Genomic DNA, 20,955 nt, shown 5'->3' on the forward strand with positions numbered 1-20,955 from the left:
AGAGGCCGGAATTGCCTGATGCCAAGTTGTATGGACCGAAGCTCACAGGAGGGGATTTACATTGCAGCCATGGCTATCGCAGCTTTCCGAACTTGAGATCGGCGCCGTCCTGCCGGATGAACCGATGTCCAGACACACGACGTGGAAAATCGGCGGACCGGCGGACGCTTTCATTATCCCCGAAAATAAGGAGCAGCTTCGGTCGCTGATTCGTTTTCTGCATGAGCAGCGGGTCTCCTGGATGCTGCTAGGCAGGGGTTCCAACCTGCTGGTTGCGGACAAAGGGATCCGCGGGGCAGTGATCCAGCTCGGGAAGTTTTTCGGCTCCGCTGAATTTCGGGGAACCGAGGTGGAGGCCGGCGGGGGGACTTCGTTTGTCAGCCTCAGCATGATGGCTGCAAAACTCGGGCTTACGGGGCTGGAATTCGCTTCGGGCATTCCGGGAACGGTCGGCGGAGCCGTTTATATGAACGCCGGAGCTCACGGGTCTGAGGTGTCACGAGTATTCAAGTCTGCTGAAATTGTACTGGAGAACGGTGAAATGGTGACCTGCGGGCCTGCCGGGATGGGCTTCGGGTACCGGCAATCCTTCCTACACGGCACAAAAGGGGTTGTTGCCTCGGCTGTATTCGGACTTGAGGAGGGCGAACCGGAAGCCATTAAAGCCTCGATGGGGGCCTTCAAGGAGCGTCGAAGAACGACGCAGCCGCTTCAAATGCCCTGTGCCGGAAGTGTATTCAGAAATCCTCCGGGTGATTATGCCGCAAGGTTCATTGAATCGGCCGGATTAAAGGGCATGAGAGTGGGCGGCGCCGAGGTTTCGGAAGTCCATGCCAATTTCATCGTCAACACCGGGCAAGCGACAGCGGAGGACGTTCTCACCCTTATGAATCACATCAGGAAGGTTATTGCGGAGCGAGAAGGAGTAGAACTCGTGCCTGAGGTGTTTTTCGTGGGTGAGCGGTAAACTCGGAGGTGATACATTGGACAAATTGGTGATTGAAGGCGGGAAACCCCTATCAGGAACCATTAAAATCCATGGAGCGAAGAATGCGGCTCTGCCGATTATGGCGGCCAGTTTACTGGCCGATGGATGCGTACGTCTTCGCAATGTTCCGCGCCTGCTGGATATTGAGGTCATGTTAGGCATATTGACCCGTCTGGGCTGTGGGGTAACAACTAACGGTGATGAAGTAACGATTGATTCCTCCAAAGCGGATTCCTCTCACGTGCCTGAGGATTTGATGAAGCTGATGAGGTCTTCCATCTTTCTGATGGGACCGCTGCTTGCCCGATTCGGGGAAGTGTTTATTTATCAGCCTGGAGGATGTGCGATCGGGGAAAGAAAAATCGACATGCATCTCAGCGGTCTGGAAGCTTTGGGAGCCGTCATTGAGGAATCCGGAGGCCAAATCCGCTGCACGGCCAACAAACTGACGGGTACGGATATCCATCTGGATTTCCCGAGCGTCGGGGCAACCGAAAACATTATGATGGCCGCGGTGCTTGCAGAAGGCACAACCGTTTTGACCAATGCGGCCCGCGAACCGGAAATTCAGGATCTGCAAAATTTTCTGAACACAATGGGCGCTTCGATCATCGGCGCAGGCACGGATACGATTACGATCCAGGGTGTCAAAAAGCTTTCGCCTTGCGAATATGAAATTATTCCGGACCGGATTGTAGCCGGGACCGCGCTGATCGCCGCGGCGGCGACCCGCGGCAGCGTTACGCTCAGAGGCTGCAATCCGTCCCATCTGGTGTCGCTGATGCATGTGCTGCGCCGCGCCGGTATCCAAACCCGGGCTTACGATGATATAATTAACGTTAACGGTTTGACGCGCCCCAAAGCGGTAGACCGGATCGTCACTTCGCCGTATCCGGCTTTTCCTACCGATCTGCAGTCCCAAATCATGGTTCTGCTTTCTTTGGCTGACGGAACCAGCATTATCAAAGAAACGGTGTTTGAAGGACGGTTTAAGCATGTGGATGAACTGGTCCGCATGGGAGCCGACATTACCGTAGATCTGCACTCGGCGATTATCCGCGGCGTTCCCCGTTTATATGGTGCCACTGTCGAAGCAACGGACCTTCGGGCCGGTGCTGCGCTTGTGATCGCCGGTCTCGCGGCTCAGGGTAAAACAACGGTGGAGCAGGTTCATCATATCGACCGGGGATATGACCGGATCGAAGAGATGTTCAGCCTGCTGGGCGCTGTCGTTTACCGGGAGACGCCTCTGCTGAAGCAGCTGGACCCGGCTTGATTATACGCCTCTTGCCATCCCCTCCGTCCGGAGGGGATCAAAGGCTTTTTCGGAGATGACTATGCCTAAATCCAATATTCCCGTTTTAAAAGAACCTAAACCGAAGATGAAAACAAGCAGGAAAGTAGTGCTGCTGCTAATCGTTTTATTCATCGTTCTGCTCGGCATTTTATTTTTTCGTTCTTCCCTGAGCAAAATCACGGACATTCAATTTCAGGGAAGCATCTATTCGACCAATGAGGAACTGCTTAAACAAAGCGGGCTGAAGGTCGGCGAAAGCTTTTTTGGGACAAGCTCGGCTACGATCAGCAAAAGGCTGTTGAAGATCCCTTCGATCGAAAACGTAACCGTGGACAAGCGGTTCCCCGGCGTCGTTGAGGTGTCGGTGCACGAGCATCCTTCCGTCGCTTACGAGCTTTCCAATGACGGCAAGCTGATGGCCTATCTGGCCAACGGCAGCAAAGTGCTGGTCAAGCAGGGGACTTCTTTGGAGAAGCCGATGCTGTCCGGATGGGACAAGGACCAGGTGAACCTGCTGAAGTTATGCAGCACTCTGGCTAAAATGCCGGAAGATTTGACTTCGGACTTTTCAGAGATTTTGCCGTCGCCGACCCTATCGTTTCAAGACCGGATCAGGCTGTATACGCGTTCCGGCTTTGAGGTGCTGACCACGATCGCCCTTTTGCCTGAGAAAGCCGAATATTTAAATGATATTACGGAAACTCAGCAGCCCGGGTTGATCACGATGCTAGAGGCGGATACTTATGTTCCGTTTGTCTCTTCTTCCCAGGAGGAAGAAGGGGAAAATGGCACTACTCACAAATAGAAATCAATGGTAGAATACATTTTATGGACTGTCTGCCAGTCTTTCTCCTCTTTTTCTTGCCTGCCAAGCGTTCAACCGGTTCGGGTTGGTTAAAATTGGCATGCTTTTTGCGCTAAAAAAAATGTAGAAAAAAGAGGGAACAGATCAAACGCGTTGAATACTATAGTTTAGTATGTGTTCAAATGAACTTTTTATTATAACTGATTACAGGAGGTGCCAAGGACTTGAGCAACAATGACATCATTGTTAGTTTGGACATCGGTACATCCAAAGTTCGGGCTATTATTGGGGAAGTAAGCAACGGAACCTTTAATATTATTGGAGTTGGATCTGCCGACTCGGAAGGCATTCGCAAGGGCGCGATTGTCGATATTGACCAAACAGTGCAGTCTATCAAAAATGCAATAGATCATGCAGAACGTATGGTGGGTATTCAAATATCCGAAGTTTATGTAGGCATATCCGGGAATCACATTGGACTTCAAACGAGCCACGGGGTTGTGGCGGTTTCGAACGAGGATCGCGAAATCGGCGAAGAAGATATCGAACGTGTCTTGAAAGCGTCCGAGGTGATTGCCGTTCCGCCTGAGCGCGAAATTATCGATGTGGTGGCCAAGCAGTATGTAGTGGATGGCCTGGAAGGGATTCAGGACCCGAGAGGAATGATCGGGGTACGCTTGGAAGTGGAAGCCACGATCATAACCGGATCGAAGACAGCGATACATAACCTCTTGCGTTGTGTAGAGAAAGCGGGACTCAAAATTAAAGATCTGGTTCTTCTCTCCTTGGGGGCTGGTCAATTGGCTCTTTCCAAAGACGAGAAAACAATGGGGTCGGTTCTGGTAGATATCGGTGCAGGCTCTACCACCATTGCCGTTTTTGAAAACGGCACAATTGCCGCAACATCCACGCTGCCGATCGGCGGCGAGTTTATCACCAACGATATCGCCTACGGGCTGAGAACATTGACGGATCAAGCGGAGAAGGTCAAGCTGAAATATGGCTGCGCGCTGATCGAAGCAGCCGCTTCGGACATCACCTTCAAGGTTACCCGGATCGGCAGCAACGTCGATAAGGAATTCACGCAGGAGGATCTGGCTGCCATAGCTGAACCTCGCGTGCAGGAGATTTTCCAGTTGATCCGCCAGGAAGTGAAACGGCTGGGTTACACGGAACTTCCCGGAGGTTATATACTAACTGGAGGAACGGTTTCCATGCCGGGGCTTCTTCAGGTAGCCCAGCAAGAGCTGGCCGCGTCGGTACGCATCGCGGTGCCTGATTACATCGGGGTCAGAGATCCGGGCTTCACAAGCGGCGTAGGCATTCTGCATAATGTAATCCGCGGCCTTAGAGTCCGGAGCACCAATACTGGAGGCGGCAGTCCGAAGAAACCGGCGAACCGGAGCAAACCTGCCCCTGCCCCGGAGAATCTGCGCAACAAGCAAGGTTTTATGGAAAGAATCAAGAATATTTTCAGCGAATTCATATAACGATAGCGTCTTAACGATGGACGGGCCGTCCAGGCACACACGAGGGGGATTGGAAGAGTATGTTGGAATTTGATTTTGAAATGGAAAGTTTGGCAAAGATTAAAGTGATCGGTGTGGGCGGCGGAGGCAGTAATGCGGTCAACCGGATGATTGAAAACGGCGTTCAAGGCGTTGAGTTCATTACGGTGAATACGGATGCCCAAGCCCTGCATCTGGCTAAATCCGAACATAAGCTGCAAATCGGCGACAAGCTGACACGCGGTCTTGGTGCCGGTGCCAATCCTGAGGTCGGCAAGAAAGCGGCGGAAGAATCCCGCGAAATGATTGCTAACACATTAAAAGGCGCGGACATGGTTTTTGTTACCGCGGGCATGGGCGGCGGAACCGGAACCGGCGCGGCTCCTGTTATCGCAGAAATCGCAAAGGAATGCGGCGCGCTTACGGTTGGAGTAGTAACACGTCCATTTACTTTTGAAGGACGCAAACGTTCTTCGCAAGCGGAACTGGGCATTGAAGGTTTGAAAGAGAAGGTTGACACCCTGATCGTGATTCCAAACGACCGCCTGCTTGAAATTGTAGACAAAAAGACGCCGATGCTGGAAGCGTTCCGCGAAGCGGACAACGTGCTTCGTCAAGCGGTTCAAGGCATTTCCGATTTGATTGCCGTACCTGGTTTGATCAACTTAGACTTTGCGGACGTAAAAACGATTATGACGGAACGGGGTTCCGCCCTGATGGGCATCGGTCTGGCCACCGGCGAGAACCGCGCGGCCGAGGCTGCGCGCAAAGCGATCATGAGCCCGCTGCTTGAAACGTCCATCGAAGGCGCCCGCGGCGTAATCATGAACATTACAGGCGGCTCCAATCTGTCGCTTTATGAAGTCAATGAAGCAGCGGAAATTGTAATCTCGGCCTCTGATCCGGAAGTCAATATGATCTTTGGTGCTATCATTGATGAAGGTTTGAAAGAAGAAATCAAGGTTACGGTTATTGCAACAGGCTTTGAGAATAAGTCTAGCGCGGCGATTCCGTCCCGCAAGCCTGCAGCCGCTGCCGGTGAACAGGTCGAGAACCGCAATTCCTCGCTGAGACCTTTCGGCAATCAGACCACGCCGGATCAGCTGGATATTCCTACTTTCCTTCGCAACCGCCGCAATAATAACGAATAGGATTCAATTAAGAGAGCACTAAGCCGAACCTTGTTTATACGAGGTTCGGCTTTTTGTTTGCGTTTGTTCCCCGCCCTTCCACAATTCCAAACCGTCCGACAAAAATAGTCCGGCGTCCCCCTTCAATGTTTGACAGACTTCCTGTCTGAACCTCTTTATACTTATACACAGCCCTGCTATTCAGATTCTAGTTTGAAGCCAAACGCATCTGATGCGGGGAAGAACAGGCAGGTGAAAGAGCTGGTAGTCTATATCGACTTGATATTCCTGACCAATCTGTTTATCGATGGTGCGCTGCTTTTAACGACGGCCTGGATGCGCAAGCAAAAGCCGAAATATTGGCGTATCTGCCTTTCAGCCGTCGTAGGCGCGCTTTATTGTCTGATGATGTTTTTGCCTCAGCTGTCATTTATGTATACGTTTCTTACTAAATTTCTATTCTCTGTAGTTATGCTGTGGATCGCTTTCGGATTTGGAAGTCTGCAAAATTATATGCGAAATTTGGGAGCTTTTTATGTGGTCAATTTTGTGGCTGCCGGAGGGATCCTCGGCATTCATTATCTGCTGATGAGCTCCAGCGAGCTGTGGAACGGAATCCTGTTTACCCAATCCGGCGGCTTGAGCTTCAGGCTGAAGGTCGGTTCCTTTTTTTCGCTGGCCGTATTCGGTGTGGTTTTATTGTGGTTCAAAACGGTTCAGAACAGCCGTCAGAGACAGGAAAGACTGGCCTCCTATATCGGAGAAGTTGATGTCCGGATCGAGGGGGTTACGATAAGCTGCCAAGGGTTGATCGATACCGGCAACCAGCTGACCGACCCGCTGACGCGACTGCCGGTAATGGTTATGGAAGCCGCTTTGTGGGAGGACGTGCTTCCGGCCGGTTGGAAGGAAAAGCTGGCCCATGGCCAGGCGGACAACCTTCTGCTCGAGCTGGGGGAGATGGAGGTATTTCCCTGGAGGGACCGGCTCCGGCTTGTGCCTTACCGCGGAATCAATAAAGGCTCCCAATTTATGCTGGCCCTGAAACCGGATGAGGTCCGCATTACAGCCGGAGGCAAGTCTTATATAACCCGCAAAGTCCTGATCGGTCTGGACGGAGGAAAGCTGTCCGCCGAAGGGGTTTACCGGGCGATTATCCACCCTTCTTTGGTCGAGCAGGGAACGGAGCAGGAGGCCGGACGGCCGGCTCAGGCAGAACACAGGCCCGCGGCCGCAGGTTTGGAAGCAGAACGGAAAAGCAGTTGACCACAGGATGCAAACATGGGGAGGAAACAGACATGGGTGTAAAATTAAAGCTAAGGCTGCAGCTGCAGTACTACCGTTTTTTGTTTATGTTCGGGCTCAAAAGCGAGGAGATTTATTATATCGGGGGCAGCGAAGCGCTCCCGCCGCCTTTAACCCGAGAAGAGGAAGAATATTTGCTGCAGAGGCTTTCTTCCGGCGACACCGCCATCCGCGCGATGCTGATCGAACGGAATTTGCGGCTTGTCGTTTATATTGCCAGAAAATTCGAAAATACGGGCATTAATATCGAGGATCTCGTTTCCATCGGAGCGATCGGCCTGATCAAGGCGGTCAATACGTTTGATCCGGAGAAAAAGATTAAACTCGCTACATACGCATCGCGTTGTATTGAGAACGAAATTTTGATGTACCTGCGCAGAAACAACAAAATCCGCACCGAAGTCTCCTTTGACGAACCGCTGAACATCGATTGGGACGGAAACGAGCTGCTCCTGTCCGATGTGCTGGGCACGGAGAACGATACGATCTACCGCAATATCGAAGAACAGGTAGACCGCAAGCTGCTGCATAAAGCGCTGGATAAGCTGTCCGACCGGGAGCGGATGATCATGGAGCTGCGGTTTGGCCTGCAGGGCGGAGAAGAGAAGACGCAGAAGGACGTGGCCGATCTGCTTGGCATTTCGCAGTCCTATATCTCCCGTTTGGAAAAACGGATCATCAAAAGGCTCCGCAAGGAATTTAATAAGATGGTTTAAGCACAGGGAGGGGCATCGCCCCTTCTTAAAACTTTTTTCAGGAATAAAAAGACAGCCCAAGGAGATAATGAACATTAATGTTTCACCTTGGGAGGTATGACATAATGGCTCGAAACAAAGTCGAGATTTGCGGTGTGGATACCGCGAAATTGCCAGTGCTAACAAATGCGGAAATGCGTGAACTATTTGTCTCTCTACAGCAAGACCACGTGCGAGCAGCCAGAGAAAAGTTGGTCAATGGAAATTTGCGGCTCGTACTCAGCGTTATCCAGCGCTTTAACAACAGGGGCGAGTTCGTGGACGATCTGTTTCAAGTCGGATGTATCGGCCTGATGAAGGCGATAGACAATTTCGACCTGTCCCAAAACGTTAAATTCTCAACTTATGCCGTACCGATGATCATCGGTGAAATCCGCAGGTATCTGCGGGATAACAATCCGATCCGGGTTTCGCGTTCGCTGCGGGACATCGCCTATAAGGCGCTGCAAATGCGCGACAGTCTGACCAACCAGAACTCCCGGGAACCGACGGTGCTCGAAATTTCCGCGGCGCTTGGTCTTCCCAAGGAAGACGTAGTGTTTGCGCTGGATTCCATTCAGGATCCTGTATCCTTGTTTGAGCCGATTTACAACGACGGCGGGGATCCGATTTACGTCATGGACCAGATTAGCGATGACCGGAACAAAGACATTTCCTGGATCGAAGGCATTGCGCTGCGCGAAGCGATGCAGAGACTGGGGAGACGGGAGAAAATGATTTTGTCCATGCGCTTTTTTGAAGGAAAAACGCAGATGGAGGTCGCCGATGAAATCGGCATTTCCCAGGCCCAGGTCTCCCGATTAGAGAAATCCGCCATTGTACAAATGCAGAAACATGTGAAGTCATAAACGATCCTTTTCAGGGTCGTTTTTTTTGTTTGCCTGAACGATTAGTCTGGAGCACGGCCCTGCTTTGCGAGCATTTTATTTAAGCCTGGTTCCGGTTTTTCGCCTATATCATCCGATGCGGACATATATTAAACCGAGCAAAGACAAGGAAAGCGGGGGAGAAACGGATGAAGATTTCAGACTTTCAGACCAAAGACGTGATCAATGTGGTGGATGGCCGCCGGCTCGGACAGATCAGCGATTTGGAGCTTGACTTGGGCAGAGGGGTCATCGAGGCGATCGTGGTGCCCGGATACAGCAAATTTATGGGATTGTTTGGAGGGGGAAGCGATTTAATCATTCCATGGAAAAATATCGTCAAGATTGGCTCGGACGTTGTCCTTGTCAAAATGGAAGAGCCGAAAGCCAGCGTGCCCAGGGGACCGGAGGCGGAGGCAATCGCTTATGCGGAACGCGACGCCCGTGAATACCGTGAAATGAAAGAAGGACGTGGAGACCGCCGGAACTACTGAAAACTGCTTAAGAAAGGTTTTTGGCCTTGTCGCGGGAAAAGCTCTCCGGAAATATGATACACTGGTCACAAACATACGGGGACGGCATAAAGCCGCTTTATGATGGGGTGAGGATATGGAACCGTTTATTGGGAAATCGTATAAAGAGGGACAACCGCAAATTTTTGAACTGGAAAAATGGACGGCGGCTGAACCGCTCCTTGCCGCGGGCTTTACGGGCCGCGGCGGCGGCGTTTCGGACGCCCCTTTCGGCAGCCTGAACCTGGCGCTGCATGTCGGAGACGCGCCTGAGGCCGTGCTGGAGAACCGCCGGCTTCTTGCCGAGACGCTCGGCTTTGAGCCCGCCGCTTGGACGTGCGGCGAGCAGACGCACGGCGCACGGGTAGCGGCCGTCACCGCGGAAGACCGCGGAAGAGGCAGGCTGGACCGCGAATCCGCGTTCCAAGAGACGGATGGATTGATCACGAATGTGCCCGGTATTCTGCTGACCTCCTTTTATGCGGATTGCGTACCGCTTTATTTCTATGATCCGGTTCACCGGGCCGTAGGTCTGGCGCATGCCGGTTGGAAAGGAACGGTGGCGGAAATAGCGGCCCATGTGGTGAAGACGATGAGCGATACCTATGGAACGGAGCCGCAGCAGCTGCTGGCGGCGATCGGACCGTCCATCGGCGAGGACGCTTATGAGGTCGACGGGAAAGTGATGGACCGGGTTTGGCCCCTGCTGGATCGTTTAGAGACAAACGACGGGGAAGCAAGGCCCTGCAAAAAATCGGCACAAGAAGGACGCTGGCTGCTGAACTTGAAAGAATTAAATCGAATGATTATGATAAAAGCAGGAATTATGCCGAGTCATATCGAATGTACAAGATGGTGCACCAGCACCCATGTGAATCTCTTTTTCTCTCATAGGAAAGAAAACGGGAAGACAGGGAGAATGGCCAGCTTTATCGGCCTGAAGGAGAGGTGATCCCTTCTGTCGCTGAGAGAACGGATGGAGCAGGTGGAAGCGCGGATTCGGCGCGCCTGCGAGGCAAGCGGAAGAAGCAGGGAAGAAATCAAGGTTGTGGCAGTGACCAAATATGTGTCGACTGCTGAGACGGCAGCCGTGCTGGAAGCGGGGCTGGATCAGATCGGCGAGAACCGGATCGAAGCCGCCGGCCCGAAATGGGAGGCGCTCGGCGGACGCGGGACATGGCATTTCATCGGAAATCTGCAAACCAAGAAAGTCAAGGATGTCATCCACAAATTCGAATATATTCATTCCTTGGACCGTATGTCTTTGGCGGAGGAGCTGGAGAAGAGATGTTCAGCCGCCGGGATTACGGTTAAAGTGTTTGTGCAGGTCAACATTTCGGGCGAAGACAGCAAGTCCGGATTGAATCCTGAAGAAACGCCTGAATTTATCAGATTGTTGTCAGGTTTTAAACATCTGCAGGTCATCGGCCTGATGACGATGGCTCCCTTTGAAGCGCAGCCGGAAGAGACCCGGCCTGTCTTCAGAGGCCTCAGACAATTGCGGGACAAGCTCAATGAGCTCGGGGTTAGCCGCGAGCCGCTGACGGAATTATCGATGGGCATGTCCAATGATTTTGAAATTGCTGTGCAGGAGGGCGCGACCTGGCTGCGTCTGGGTTCTCTTTTGGTAGGGAAAGGAGAGGAGGAGTCGTAAATGAGCGTTATGAACCGATTTATGAACTTTCTGGGGCTTCAGGAGGAAGAGGAAGTTGTAGAGCATGAGAAAGTTTTTGAGCCTGAACAGCAAGAAATTGAAACCCCAAGCTTTGAACAACGTAAAAATCAGAGGGGGAGCAATGTGGTCAGCATTCATTCCCAGAAAAATGTCAAAGTCATCCTGAATGAGCCTCGCTCTTACGATGAAGCTCAGGAAATCGCCGACCATTTGCGGTCCCACCGCACGGTCGTAGTCAATTTGCAGCGCGTCCGCAAGGATCAGGGCATGCGGATCATCGATTTTTTGAGCGGCACCGTATATGCGCTTAACGGCGGTATATCCAAGATCGGCGAGAACATTTTTCTGTGCACGCCGGATACCGTTGAAATTTCAGGGTCCATCACGGAGATTTTGACCGAGGAACAAGATTACAACAGAATGAGGTGACCGTGGAATCGATGTTTGCGATTATACAGCTTTTGAGTCTGTTAAGTACGATTTATTCTTACATGATCATTATTTATGTGCTGCTTTCCTGGGTGCCTAACGTACGGGAAAGTTTTGTCGGCCAGCTGCTCGGCAAACTTGTAGAGCCGTTTCTGAGTCCTTTCCGCCGTTTTATTCCGCCGATTATGGGCATGATTGATATTTCGCCGATCGTCGCGTTGTTTGCGCTTAGACTTGCGACCTACGGACTTGTCAGCATTCTTGCCAGATTGGTTTGATAAAGAATGAAAGCAGAAGACATTTACGTACACTTTTTGCCTGAAGAAAAACCGTTTATCGACCGGGCCACGGAATGGGTGGTCAATGCGGGCGACTATCACGAAGTCAAGCTGACCGGTTTTCTGGACCCGAGGCAATGCCTCATTCTGACCAGTCTGGCAAACCGTCATCCGGATGTCGCGATCCGGCTTTACGGGGGTTATGAAGGAGCCGAAAGGCGCCGTGCCTTGATTGCTCCCGATTACCGGGACCTTGACAACGAGCCGATGGACATGAAGGTCGTCAGCATTACATCGGACGATGAACGGATTTCCGAGCTGGATCACGGCGATTATATGGGCGCTATCCTGGGACTCGGACTTAAACGCGAGGTTATTGGCGACTTTCAGGTTCGTGAAGACGGCTGCCATGTCATAGTGACGGCTGAAATCGCGGATTTTCTGAATTTGCACCTTCGGCAGGTTCACCGCGTTTCCGTTTTGACTGACATTTTGGAGCTGGACGAACTTAAAACGGTGGTATCGGTTCAGGAGCCGCTGGATATAACAGTGGCTTCTTTGCGTTTGGATGGAATTGCGGGCGACGTTTTTAAGCTTAGCCGCAGCAAAATTTTGGCGCCGATCAAGGCGGGGCGGTGCCGGATCAACTGGAAGACGGAAGAGGATCCTTCAAAACCGTTAAAAGCCGGCGACGTCGTTTCTTTGCAGGGTTTTGGCCGATTTAAAGTGCTGGAGCTCGAAGGAGTGACGAAAAAAGGCAGGTACCGGGTGAAAATCGGGAAATTTGTATAAACACTTGCAGGAGTTCGCGATTTTCTGTCGAATAGATTGATTTACGCTAACCTGTGAAGGAATACTGAGGCTGTACAAATTTTTTCAGCGTTAAACGCTTATCGACGCATATATTTAAGAGGAATAAGCGTGTGTATATTCACGGTTCAAATCATTCAGGAGGTGCTTCCCATGCCATTAACACCGCTGGACATACATAACAAGGAGTTTTCCAGAAGACTTCGCGGTTATGACGAGGATGAAGTCAACGAATTCCTTGACCAGGTCATTAAGGATTATGAGATCGTAATCCGTGAGAACAAAGATCTGCAGAACCAGCTGCTCGCTGTACAGGAGAAGCTGGATCATTTTGCCAATATCGAAGAAACGCTTAGCAAAACCATCATTGTAGCTCAAGAGGCTGCCGATGAAGTTAGAAACAACGCCAAGAAGGAAGCGCAGCTCATCATTAAGGAAGCGGAGAAAAATGCCGACCGGATCATCAACGAGTCGTTGTCCAAGTCGCGCCGCGTCTCCCTTGAAGTTGAAGAGCTTAAGAAGCAGGCTTCCATCTACCGGGCACGGTTCCGCACGCTGGTCGAGGCTCAGCTTGAGCTGCTCAGCCAGGAAGGCTGGGAATCGCTGGAGGATCACTCCTCGGCCGAGAAAGAACCGCGTGAACGGGAAGTAAGAGAAGTTTATTAATCGCAGTTTTAGGCCATACTTGCTGGGTATAGGCATTTGACGGTTGACATTTAAAGTAAGTATTATACAATATAGATTACATTTAATTGTCTGCCTTATATTTTTAATATTGATGATGGGAATTCGTACACTGCGGGGTTGTTCCCCAGAGAGTCGGCATACCGCTGAAAGCCGATGTTCAGCACGCAGAAGGTATATCATCCCGGAGATGTGAAGCAGAAATTTCAGGGTTTGTTCCTGAAAGTGTAAGCTTGACCGGCCAGCCTACCGTTATACGGGCCCCATATTGATGCGATATGGGACATAAGAGTCATGACGGCTTGTTTTTCGTGAGAAGAAGAACAGGTCCTTATGAAATTAGGGTGGTAACGCGAGCACAGTTCTCGTCCCTTTGGGGCGGGGGCTTTTTTTGTTTTTTTAATAACTCAAGAGAGGTGTCATTCCCTTGCAAAAAGTTGATGTGAAAGAGAAAGCGCGGGCCCGCGAACAGCGGGTTCTTGCGAAGTGGCAGCAGGACAACACGTTTCAAAAAACGATCCAGAACCGGGAAGGCCGGCCTAATTATGTGTTTTACGAAGGACCGCCAACCGCCAACGGTAAACCGCATATCGGCCACGTGCTGGGCCGCGTAATTAAAGATTTTATCGGCCGTTATCAGACGATGAACGGTTACCGCGTTGTCCGCAAAGCAGGCTGGGATACGCACGGCCTTCCAGTCGAGCTTGGCGTGGAGAAGCAGCTGGGCATTTCCGGCAAACAGGAAATCGAAAATTACGGCATCGAAGAGTTCGTCAAGAAATGTAAAGCGAGCGTATTCGAATATGAAAAACAATGGAGAGAGCTGACCGAAGCGATTGCTTACTGGACGGATCTCGACCACCCTTACATCACGATGGATAACGGTTATATCGAAAGTGTATGGAACATCCTTGGCACCATTCATGAAAAAGGGCTGCTGTACCGCGGTCACCGCGTCAGCCCGTATTGCCCGAGCTGTCAGACAACGCTCAGCTCCCATGAGGTAGCGCAGGGATATGAAGATGTGAAGGACCTCAGCGCTACAGCGAAATTCAAGCTGAAGAACAGCGGCGAATTTGTGCTGGCCTGGACGACAACGCCTTGGACACTGCCGGCGAACTCCGCGCTTGCGGTTAATCCGGAGCTGGAATATGTCCGCGCCAAACAAAACGGCGAGACTTATATTGTGGCTAAAAACCTGGCCGAAGACGTGCTAAAAAGCGACTATGAAGTGCTTTCAAGTCTGAAAGGCTCCGAATTGGTCGGTCAATCCTATGACGCTCCATTCGGTTATATCCATCCGGAGAACGGGCTTAAAATTTTGGGAGCTGCCTTTGTAACGGAGTCCAGCGGTACCGGGATCGTCCATATCGCTCCGGCTCATGGTGAAGACGACTATAAGACCTGCCGTGACAATGGTGTGGAATTTATCAACGTGGTGGATCAGCAGGGGCGCTACACGGACGTGGTCAGCGATTTTGCCGGCCGGTTCGTGAAAGACGAAACGCTGGACGTAGATATCGTTAAATCCTTGTCCGAAAAAGGGCTACTGTACGGCAAGGAAAAATACGAGCACAGCTATCCGTTCTGCTGGCGCTGCAAAACGCCGCTGCTCTACTATGCGATGGACAGCTGGTTTATCAAAACGACGGCTGTTAAAGAACAGCTGATCAAGAACAACAATACCGTTCAGTGGTATCCGGATCATATCCGTGAAGGCCGTTTCGGCAAATTCCTCGACGATTTGGTGGATTGGAACATCAGCCGCAACCGCTATTGGGGAACGCCGCTTAACGTTTGGGTCTGCGAAGCGACCGGCAAGGAATACGCGCCGAAAAGCATTGCCGATCTGAGAGCCCGGGCGGTAGGCGATATTCCGGAAGACATCGAGCTGCATAAGCCGTATGTGGACGGCATTCAGCTGAAGTCGCCGTTCCAGGAAGGTGCGGTGATGAACAGAACGCCGGAGGTAATCGACGTCTGGTTCGACAGCGGTTCGATGCCTTTTGCTCAGCAGCATTATCCGTTTGAAAATGAAGCAACCTTCGGGGAGCAGTATCCGGCCGACATGATCTGCGAAGGCATCGATCAGACTCGCGGCTGGTTCTACAGCCTGCTGGCCGTGTCGACGCTTTACACCGGCAAGCCGGCATACAAAGCGGTTATCGCAACCGGTCATGTGCTGGACGAAAACGGCCAGAAAATGTCCAAATCCAAAGGCAACGTTATCGATCCTTGGGAGATCATTAACGAATACGGTACGGACGCCTTCCGTTGGGCTTTGCTCTCCGACAGTGCGCCGTGGAACAGCAAACGTTTCTCCAAAGGAATCGTGTCCGAAGCCAAATCCAAAGTGATCGATACGCTCGTGAATACGCATGCGTTCCTGACGCTTTACGCTAATATCGACGGCTACCAGCCGGAAGAGCATGTTTTCCGTCCGTCCGAGAACAAGCTGGACCGCTGGATTTTGTCCCGTTTGAACTCCTTGATCGGCACGGTGGATAAAGGACTTGCGGTCAACGACTTCCTGAACCCGGCCAAAGCGATCGAAGGGTTTGTCGATGAGCTGAGCAACTGGTATATCCGCCGCTCCCGCGACCGTTTCTGGGGCGAAGGGCTAAGCGAAGACAAATTGTCCGCTTATCAAACGCTGACCGGCGTGCTGGTGACTTTGGCGAAGCTTATGGCACCGTATACGCCGATGCTTTCGGAAGATATTTTCGTAAACCTGACCGGCGGAGAAAGCGTCCATTTGGCTGATTATCCAAAAGCGGAAGACAGTCTGATCGATAAAACGCTGGAGCGGGATATGGAAACGGCGCGTCAAATCGTTGAGCTGGCTCGCAACGTGCGCAACGAAACCGGGATCAAAACCCGGCAGCCGCTTTCCGGCCTGGTGGTATCGCTCAGCACTGATTTCGACGCAGCTTCTTATGAAGAGATCATCAAAGAAGAAATCAACGTCAAGAAGCTTGAAATCGAAAACAGCGACAGCAGCGTTGTGGATTTCACTTTGAAGCTGAACCTGAAAGTAGCGGGCAAGAAATACGGCAAAAATGTCGGTTTCCTGCAGGGTTACCTGAAAAACATGGCTCCTGAAGACACTCGCCGGATTGTAGAGACGGGCATATGGGCCGTTCTATCTCCGGAGGGCGAAGAGCTGCAGATTACTTCTGACGAGCTGCTGATCGAAAAAACAGCCAAAGAAGGTTTCGCTTCCGCTTCCGGTTACGGAATCACCGTTGCGCTGAATACGGATCTTACGCCTGAGCTGGAACAGGAAGGCTGGGTCCGCGAAGTGGTTCGCGCCGTACAGGATACGCGCAAAAAGCTGGATCTTCCGATCGAGAAACGTGTAGCGCTCACGCTGCATGTGGACGACGAGCTGAAGCAGGCGATTACCGCGTTTATGGACGTATTGAAAGAAAACGTTCTGGTAACGGACGTAAGTTTTGGCGAAGCGGGCAATATGGAAATCATCGATTTGGGCAGCAAAAAAATCGGGGTTGCGATTGCGGATTAATCGGTAACCTGAATTCATCGAAACCTGCATGCTCTTCCCTGCGCAGGGTTATAATACAAGCTAAAGAATAGCAAACGGGCTGGGCAGTCCAAAGGATTTCGGAGTACCGAAACCTTCGGAGCTGACCGGCTCGTTTGCGCTATTCGGCGCTTTTTCGAGAAGAATAAAGGATGATACCCCGCATGGATCAGAACAAGAAAAACGGAAAATGGCAGAAGCCGTCCGATCTCGCCGCCGAAGCGGAGCCGGAAAATCTGGAAGACCGGGTAAACCGGGTGTACGAGTTATCCGTCTGGCTGGCTAACGAGCTGGAGAAATCGAGAATTGCGGATTACACCCAGCTGCTGCATCGGCCGTTTCGTTTGATTTGGCTGAATTTATTATCCGGTACGGCCAGAGGGGTCGGTTACGGGATCGGCCTGACTTTGTTTGCCGCTACGATTGTTTATTTGCTGCAGGCGCTTGGAGCGCTAAATCTTCCCATCATCGGCGACTATATCGCCGACCTGGTCAGGGTTGTGCAAAGACAGCTGCAGCTTTAACGGCAGGTTTTAATAAATATTGGAGCCCGTGCCGAGCGAATCCTCGGAGGACAGGTGTTTCGTTTCTTTCATATGCTTGCGGTAAACGCCGTTGCGGTAAAAGCAGGTATTTTCCCCGTAAATGTCGGTGGCAACAAAACTTTCGAAAGCTTCCGTAAAACCGTCCAGCTCGCCGCTAGCCTCGATTTCAAGGTCATTGTAGTCATCGACTTCATTGTCTTCGGCATAAGCCGGCGAAGTCGAGGTTCCGTAGCTCTCCACGATCTGCCAGGCATCTTCGCCGTCAAATTCGGTTTCATCATCCCGTTCGTCAAAGCTGGTACGGCCAAAAGGCGGGTAAAGAAAATCTTCTTCCACCGGACGTCTTGCCGACACCGATTGCTGAGGGCTGTGCTCCCGGCAGTAAATCGTCTCGGGAAGGGCGTTCAGCCGCTCCACGTCGATAGGGGCTCCGCACGTTTCACAGATGCCGTAAGAACCGTTCTGCATGCGGACTAAAGCTTCGTCAACCCGGGTAAGCTCCATTTCGGCATGTTCAAGCAAGGATAAATCCTTGGAGCGCTCAAACATTTCGGTCGCAACGTCGGCGGGGTGGTTATCATTGGTGGACAGCTCGCCCGTTTCGTCGCGCAGGGAAGCTTCAATTCCGAAATGATCGTTGTCTTCGAGCCTCCGCTCCAGATCCTGTTTGCGTTCAAGCAGTTGCTCTTCAAGCTGCTGCAGTTCGTTTTGAGTCAGATGATCCATGGGACAGGACTCCTTCCTCCAGGTTAAAGATTCGGGTGGTGCTACCGTTTAGATTGCGCCAAAAGGCCTATTTTTAGAGAAGGAAAATCCTTTCGTGCATGGACGGTATATTGGGCCCTGTGCTACAATAAGGAAGCTTGTTTTGGTTAATCCTGTCTGTACGGGAAGCCGGAAACGCCATAAGAATAAACGGGGTGACAACCTACAGTGATTTATTATTTGATCGCTTTAATCGCTTTTCTGGTTGACCAAGGGACCAAATACCTGATTGCGAAACAGCTGCAGATTGGAGAGGAAATACCGGTTATCGGTCATTTTTTTGTGATTACGTCCAGCCGGAACCAGGGCGCGGCTTTTGGGATTTTACAAGGGAAACGTTGGTTTTTTATCGTGATTACGATTGCGGTTGTGATCGGTATCGTCTGGTATATGGAACGGGTGAAGAGAAATGGACAAAAGCTGCTTCCGGTAGCGCTTGCCCTTATTTTGGGCGGGGCCATCGGCAATTTCCTGGACCGTTCCCTGAATGCGGAAGTGGTTGATTTTCTGCAGTTTACGTTTGGCAGCTACATTTTTCCGATCTTTAATGTTGCGGATTCGTGTATCGTCGTCGGCGTAGCGCTGATTATTCTGGACACCTTGCTTGAAGGCCGGAAGGATAAAACGAAACCGGCGGATTCTATCCGGGGAGACAATCATTTATGAGATATGAGGAGCAGTCGAGCCATTCGGCATCGGTGGACAAGTCTTTCATGTCCGAGGATCAGGCGGGATTTTACGAATGGACGGCTGAAGAGAAGGACGCCAAGCAGCGGATCGACAAATACATTGTTGAAGGCTTGGAGGAACAGGTTTCCCGGAGCCAGATCCAGCTTTGGATTGACGGCGGGCATGTGATGGTTAACGGCAAACCGGTCAAGTCGAACTACAAGCTGGCCGTAGGGGACGAGGTAACCGTGCAAATCCCGGAGACAAGCGCCGTCGAGATTGTGCCGGAGGATATTCCGCTTGATGTCTATTATGAAGACAGCGACGTCATCGTCGTGAATAAACCGAGAGGCATGGTTGTTCACCCGGCACCCGGACATGCTTCGGGAACGCTGGTAAATGCTCTCATGCATCATTGTAAGGATTTGTCGGGGATTAACGGGGAGCTTCGTCCGGGCATCGTGCACCGGATTGACAAGGATACTTCAGGATTGCTGATGGCGGCTAAAAATGATTTGGCCCACGTTTCGCTGGCCGCCCAGCTTAAAGATCATTCGGTGACACGCAAATATTTTGCGCTGGTGCACGGCAATCTAAGCCATGACCAAGGTACGGTTGATGCTCCGATTGGAAGGGATTCCGCCGACCGGAAAATGTTTATCGTTACCGAGAAAAACAGCAAACATGCGGTCACGCATTTTCAGGTGGCTGAGCGTTTCGGCGATTACACGCTGCTTGAGCTTAAGCTGGAGACCGGACGGACGCACCAGATCCGCGTGCATATGAAGTTTATCGGGCATCCGCTCGTCGGGGATCCGATGTACGGCAAAAGCAAGGGGATCAAAATGGATGGTCAGGCGCTTCACGCGGCCGTGCTAGGTTTTGTCCATCCCCGGAGTGGGGAAGATTTGGAGTTTTCGGCTCCGCTACCGGCGGATATGGAGCAGCTGCTTGTCCAGCTGCGGGGAAGATAAATTCGTCGACGCTTGTTTGTTTTAACAAAAATTCGTTGCGTGAAAAGGCATGGCTGTAAGGGAATATCCTTAAGCCATGCTTTTTTGTTGATGAGTGAAAGCTTTGACTCTGCAGCAGCGATTGTTCGATTGCGTGTGAGCCTTGGTGAATCTACAATAGGGAATAGCTGTGATAAAGATGCTGGAGGGAGAGTTTAGGATGGATAAATCGATTAAAGATCAAGTCAAGCAGCAGTTTTCCCGGAATGCCGAAAAATACGTGACGAGCCCAGGACATGCCGGGGGCGACGATCTGGCCTGGCTTGTATCACACGCCGGGGCTAAAGCGGAGATGCACGTGCTCGATATCGCGACAGGGGGAGGGCACGTAGCCAATGCGCTTGCGCCGCTGGTTAAGCAAGTAACGGCCTGCGATTTGACCCGTGAAATGCTGGCAGTCGCGGAGCGGTTTATTAGCGGGAATGGACATACAAACGTAAGTTACATAACGGGGGATGCGGAGGCGCTGCCCTTTGAAGCCGATTCCTTTGATCTGGTGACCTGCCGGATTGCCGCGCATCATTTCACGGATATTCCGGCATTCGCCGCGGAAGCGCTCCGGGTTGTCAAACCTGGAGGGAGAATGCTGCTCATAGATAATGTAGCTCCTGAACAGGATCATTTGGATGAATTTTATAATGAGATCGAAAAGTTCCGGGACCCAAGCCATGTCCGGGCATGGAAAAAGTCCGAGTGGGTTCATTTGATTGAAAACACGGGTTTTCGCATGGAGATGGCTGTCTGTTTCCCCAAACCGTTCCCGTTCAAAGATTGGTGTGACCGTTCCAGTCTTCCGCAGACGGAGAGAGAAGCTCTGGAGAAGAAGCTGCTGCAGGCTCCGGAAGAAGTGCAGCATTTCTTTTCGATTCATTCGGATAAACAAGGAAGGCTTGCCCATTTTTCCGGTGAATCAGTCTATATCCAGGCTATCCGGCCTGAGTAACAGTTGAGCAGATGAAGCCCGCGCTAAATAAAAAGCGTGGGCTTTTTTTTTTGGCAAAAAAGATTATGGATATTTATGCGTTTATATCGTATAATTATTTATAAGTTCAGTGATTTATTAAAAAAATATACGTTTTTATTCAAAATCCATACATTCCCTTATCGCTTGGCCTGCTCGAATCTTGACAAGTTCCCGGTATTCTGTCATAATTCACGGTAATCAAATAGCACCTTTAAATCAGTCCCGTGAGGCTGGCAAGGTAACGTGAATGAGGTTTGCAAAGTTCCTCAAGCTGTGTGCTGCACAGTTATGGACTTTTTTTTGCAAAACCTCCGGACGGTCGCGACTATCGGTTTGCGGCTGGAGAACTCCTTGCCTGGATGGGGCGAGGAGTTTTTTTTATGTGTTGCCGGGGCAAGAGCATGGGAGCATCA

At 51.3% G+C, this 20,955-nt stretch carries 21 protein-coding genes; 20 read left to right on the forward strand and 1 reads right to left on the reverse strand.

The window, feature by feature from the left end:
* The first annotated feature begins 61 nt into the window (after positions 1-61).
* From murB to AC3ZPD_RS13665, 17 genes are all read left to right on the forward strand, one after another.
* Complete coding sequence (gene murB / locus AC3ZPD_RS13585; RefSeq protein ID WP_490984826.1) at positions 62-967, forward strand: UDP-N-acetylmuramate dehydrogenase; 906 nt, start codon at positions 62-64, stop codon at positions 965-967.
* Positions 968-983: 16 nt separating this feature from the next.
* Positions 984-2,264: a UDP-N-acetylglucosamine 1-carboxyvinyltransferase gene (murA, locus tag AC3ZPD_RS13590; protein ID WP_490984827.1), complete on the forward strand. Its 1,281-nt coding sequence runs from the start codon at positions 984-986 to the stop codon at positions 2,262-2,264.
* A 61-nt stretch (positions 2,265-2,325) separates the two neighbouring features.
* On the forward strand, positions 2,326-3,090 hold the full coding sequence (locus AC3ZPD_RS13595) for a cell division protein FtsQ/DivIB (RefSeq protein WP_490984828.1): 765 nt from the start codon (positions 2,326-2,328) through the stop codon (positions 3,088-3,090).
* A 224-nt stretch (positions 3,091-3,314) separates the two neighbouring features.
* Positions 3,315-4,580, forward strand: a complete 1,266-nt coding sequence (gene ftsA / locus AC3ZPD_RS13600) for a cell division protein FtsA (protein WP_490984829.1) — start codon at positions 3,315-3,317, stop codon at positions 4,578-4,580.
* Between the two features lie 59 nt (positions 4,581-4,639).
* Positions 4,640-5,749 carry a cell division protein FtsZ gene (gene ftsZ, locus AC3ZPD_RS13605; protein WP_490984830.1) on the forward strand — a complete coding sequence of 370 codons (1,110 nt, stop codon included), beginning with the start codon at positions 4,640-4,642 and terminating at the stop codon, positions 5,747-5,749.
* 240 nt (positions 5,750-5,989) lie between these two features.
* Positions 5,990-6,994, forward strand: a complete 1,005-nt coding sequence (spoIIGA, locus tag AC3ZPD_RS13610; protein ID WP_490984889.1) for a sigma-E processing peptidase SpoIIGA — start codon at positions 5,990-5,992, stop codon at positions 6,992-6,994.
* Between the two features lie 32 nt (positions 6,995-7,026).
* Positions 7,027-7,749: an RNA polymerase sporulation sigma factor SigE gene (sigE, locus tag AC3ZPD_RS13615; RefSeq protein ID WP_490984831.1), complete on the forward strand. Its 723-nt coding sequence runs from the start codon at positions 7,027-7,029 to the stop codon at positions 7,747-7,749.
* A 104-nt stretch (positions 7,750-7,853) separates the two neighbouring features.
* Positions 7,854-8,636, forward strand: a complete 783-nt coding sequence (sigG, locus tag AC3ZPD_RS13620; RefSeq protein ID WP_068696416.1) for an RNA polymerase sporulation sigma factor SigG — start codon at positions 7,854-7,856, stop codon at positions 8,634-8,636.
* A 167-nt stretch (positions 8,637-8,803) separates the two neighbouring features.
* Positions 8,804-9,148: a YlmC/YmxH family sporulation protein gene (locus AC3ZPD_RS13625; RefSeq protein ID WP_490984832.1), complete on the forward strand. Its 345-nt coding sequence runs from the start codon at positions 8,804-8,806 to the stop codon at positions 9,146-9,148.
* A gap of 115 nt (positions 9,149-9,263) precedes the next feature.
* Entirely contained in the window at positions 9,264-10,118 is an 855-nt protein-coding gene (gene pgeF, locus AC3ZPD_RS13630; protein ID WP_490984833.1) for a peptidoglycan editing factor PgeF, read from the forward strand.
* A gap of 6 nt (positions 10,119-10,124) precedes the next feature.
* A complete protein-coding gene (locus tag AC3ZPD_RS13635) occupies positions 10,125-10,820 on the forward strand; it encodes a YggS family pyridoxal phosphate-dependent enzyme (protein WP_490984890.1) in 696 nt (231 codons plus the stop codon).
* The gene (locus AC3ZPD_RS13640) at positions 10,821-11,270 is read left to right on the forward strand and encodes a cell division protein SepF (RefSeq protein ID WP_490984834.1); all 450 of its coding nucleotides are present in this window, start codon (positions 10,821-10,823) and stop codon (positions 11,268-11,270) included.
* Between the two features lie 11 nt (positions 11,271-11,281).
* Positions 11,282-11,548: a YggT family protein gene (locus AC3ZPD_RS13645; protein WP_490984891.1), complete on the forward strand. Its 267-nt coding sequence runs from the start codon at positions 11,282-11,284 to the stop codon at positions 11,546-11,548.
* 6 nt (positions 11,549-11,554) lie between these two features.
* The gene (locus AC3ZPD_RS13650; protein ID WP_490984835.1) at positions 11,555-12,340 is read left to right on the forward strand and encodes a YlmH family RNA-binding protein; all 786 of its coding nucleotides are present in this window, start codon (positions 11,555-11,557) and stop codon (positions 12,338-12,340) included.
* A 171-nt stretch (positions 12,341-12,511) separates the two neighbouring features.
* On the forward strand, positions 12,512-13,024 hold the full coding sequence (locus AC3ZPD_RS13655) for a DivIVA domain-containing protein (RefSeq protein WP_490984836.1): 513 nt from the start codon (positions 12,512-12,514) through the stop codon (positions 13,022-13,024).
* Between the two features lie 445 nt (positions 13,025-13,469).
* A complete protein-coding gene (gene ileS / locus AC3ZPD_RS13660; RefSeq protein WP_490984837.1) occupies positions 13,470-16,568 on the forward strand; it encodes an isoleucine--tRNA ligase in 3,099 nt (1,032 codons plus the stop codon).
* A 182-nt stretch (positions 16,569-16,750) separates the two neighbouring features.
* A complete protein-coding gene (locus AC3ZPD_RS13665; protein ID WP_490984838.1) occupies positions 16,751-17,110 on the forward strand; it encodes a DUF5665 domain-containing protein in 360 nt (119 codons plus the stop codon).
* A 9-nt stretch (positions 17,111-17,119) separates the two neighbouring features.
* On the opposite strand, the gene AC3ZPD_RS13670 is transcribed toward AC3ZPD_RS13665, so the two are convergent.
* The gene (locus AC3ZPD_RS13670; RefSeq protein ID WP_490984839.1) at positions 17,120-17,857 is read right to left on the reverse strand and encodes a TraR/DksA C4-type zinc finger protein; all 738 of its coding nucleotides are present in this window, start codon (positions 17,855-17,857) and stop codon (positions 17,120-17,122) included.
* 207 nt (positions 17,858-18,064) lie between these two features.
* On the opposite strand from AC3ZPD_RS13670, the gene lspA reads away from it, so the two are divergent.
* From lspA to AC3ZPD_RS13685, 3 genes are all read left to right on the forward strand, one after another.
* The gene (gene lspA / locus AC3ZPD_RS13675; protein WP_490984840.1) at positions 18,065-18,562 is read left to right on the forward strand and encodes a signal peptidase II; all 498 of its coding nucleotides are present in this window, start codon (positions 18,065-18,067) and stop codon (positions 18,560-18,562) included.
* Positions 18,563-18,609: 47 nt separating this feature from the next.
* Positions 18,610-19,539 carry an RluA family pseudouridine synthase gene (locus tag AC3ZPD_RS13680; protein WP_490984892.1) on the forward strand — a complete coding sequence of 310 codons (930 nt, stop codon included), beginning with the start codon at positions 18,610-18,612 and terminating at the stop codon, positions 19,537-19,539.
* A 199-nt stretch (positions 19,540-19,738) separates the two neighbouring features.
* Positions 19,739-20,521 carry a class I SAM-dependent methyltransferase gene (locus AC3ZPD_RS13685; protein ID WP_490984841.1) on the forward strand — a complete coding sequence of 261 codons (783 nt, stop codon included), beginning with the start codon at positions 19,739-19,741 and terminating at the stop codon, positions 20,519-20,521.
* The last annotated feature ends 434 nt before the right edge of the window (positions 20,522-20,955 follow it).

The organism is Paenibacillus mobilis (assembly GCF_058267595.1).